Genomic DNA, 1,745 nt, shown 5'->3' on the forward strand with positions numbered 1-1,745 from the left:
AGCGAGGCTTGCCCGCGAATTGAGGCGCCTCGGTCTGTCAGGAACAGCGCGTTATCGTTCTTCGCGGGCAAGCCTCGCTCCTACAGGAATGAGGCGCGCACAAAAAAGCCGACGGCGATGTCGGCTTTTTTGCGTCTGCGAAAAGACGCTTAAATGGTCAGCGTCCAGTCGTAGTCCACGATCAGTGGTGCGTGTTGCGAGAACCGTGGCTGGCGTGGCAGGCGTGCGCTGCGAACAAAACGGCGCAGGCCAGGGGTCAGCAACTGGTAGTCGAAACGCCAACCGAGGTTGAGCATTTCCGCCTGTTCGTTGTCCGGCCACCAGCTGTACTGGTCGCCTTCACGGCTGACTTCACGCAGGGCATCAACATAGCCCATGTTGCCGACAATCTCGTCCATCCAGGCACGTTCAGGTGCCAGGAAGCCCGGGGATTGCTGGCTGTCGCGCCAGTTCTTGATATCCAGCTTCTGTTGCGCCACGTACAGCGAGCCACAATAAATGTACTCGCGACGTTTGCGTCGCTGTTTATCCAGATAACGGGCGAAATCGTCCATTAGCTTGAACTTCTGGTTCAAGTCTTCATCGCCGTTCTGCCCCGAAGGGAGCAGCAAGGTCGCGATGCTGACCTTGTCGAAATCGGCTTGCAGGTAGCGCCCGTAGCGGTCGGCTGTCTCGAAACCGAGACCGCTGATGACTGCCTTCGGTTGCAACCGCGAATACAAAGCCACGCCACCCTGGGCGGGAACTTCGGCTTCGCAGGCATAAAGGAAGTAGCCATCCAGTTGGAAGGCTGGATCGTCCAGTTCAAAGGCGGAGGCGCGGGTGTCCTGCAGGCAGATGACGTCGGCATTCTGTGCTTGCAGCCAACTGAGCAACCCTCGCTCCACTGCAGCCTGAATACCATTGACGTTCACACTGATGATCCGCATAAATGGCCCCAAAAATCGCGTGCGTGTATGATACACGGCGTCAACCTAATTAGCTAAATCCGTGGTATTTGGGGTTTTTTTCATGCAAGCGTATCAGCGCGATTTCATTCGTTTTGCCATCGATCGCGGCGTTTTGCGCTTCGGCGAGTTCACCCTGAAGTCCGGGCGCACCAGTCCTTACTTCTTCAATGCCGGCCTGTTCAATACCGGTTCGGCTCTTGCGCAGCTGGGTCGTTTCTACGCGGCAGCCATCGTCGAGAGCGGTATTTCGTTCGATGTATTGTTTGGCCCGGCGTACAAAGGCATCCCGCTGGCGGCGACCACTGCGGTGGCGCTTGCCGAACATCATGGCCGTGATTTGCCATGGTGCTTCAACCGCAAAGAGGCCAAGGCTCACGGTGAAGGCGGCAGTCTCGTTGGCGCGCCGTTGACCGGCGATGTGCTGATCATCGACGACGTGATCACCGCCGGCACCGCGATCCGCGAAGTGATGCAGATCATCGCTTCCCAGGACGGCGCCAAGGCCAAGGGCGTGCTCATCGCCCTGAACCGTCAGGAGCGTGGCAACGGCGAGTTGTCGGCGATCCAGGAAGTGGAGCGTGATTTCGGCATTCCGGTGATCAGCATTGTGTCGCTGAACCAGGTGCTGGAATTCCTGGCGGATGATCCGCAGCTCAAGCAGCACCTGCCAGCCGTTGAAGCGTACCGCGCCCAGTACGGCGTCTAACGCTGACCTGTAGGAGCGAGGCTTGCCCGCGAAGGCGTCGTCACATTCAGCAATGATGGGACTGTCAGATCGCTTTCGCGGGCAAGCCT

At 58.5% G+C, this 1,745-nt stretch carries 2 protein-coding genes; one reads left to right on the forward strand and one right to left on the reverse strand.

Features of this window, described 5'->3' with window-relative positions; all coding sequences use genetic code 11:
* Positions 1 to 149: 149 nt before the first annotated feature.
* A complete protein-coding gene (locus QMX98_RS34460) occupies positions 150 to 929 on the reverse strand; it encodes an exodeoxyribonuclease III (protein ID WP_007934608.1) in 780 nt (259 codons plus the stop codon).
* Positions 930 to 1,011: 82 nt separating this feature from the next.
* On the opposite strand from QMX98_RS34460, the gene pyrE reads away from it, so the two are divergent.
* A complete protein-coding gene (gene pyrE, locus QMX98_RS34465) occupies positions 1,012 to 1,656 on the forward strand; it encodes an orotate phosphoribosyltransferase (protein ID WP_010465206.1) in 645 nt (214 codons plus the stop codon).
* The last annotated feature ends 89 nt before the right edge of the window (positions 1,657 to 1,745 follow it).

The organism is Pseudomonas sp. PS02303, from assembly GCF_029959925.1.
GTDB classification, from domain to species: Bacteria; Pseudomonadota; Gammaproteobacteria; order Pseudomonadales; family Pseudomonadaceae; genus Aquipseudomonas; species Aquipseudomonas mandelii.

What these genes read in the sequence shown, in the direction of transcription:
- QMX98_RS34460 (WP_007934608.1), bottom strand. Translation starts at nt 929, where the DNA reads ATGCGGATCATCAGTGTGAACGTCAATGGTATTCAGGCTGCAGTGGAG.
- pyrE (WP_010465206.1), top strand. Translation starts at nt 1,012, where the DNA reads ATGCAAGCGTATCAGCGCGATTTCATTCGTTTTGCCATCGATCGCGGC.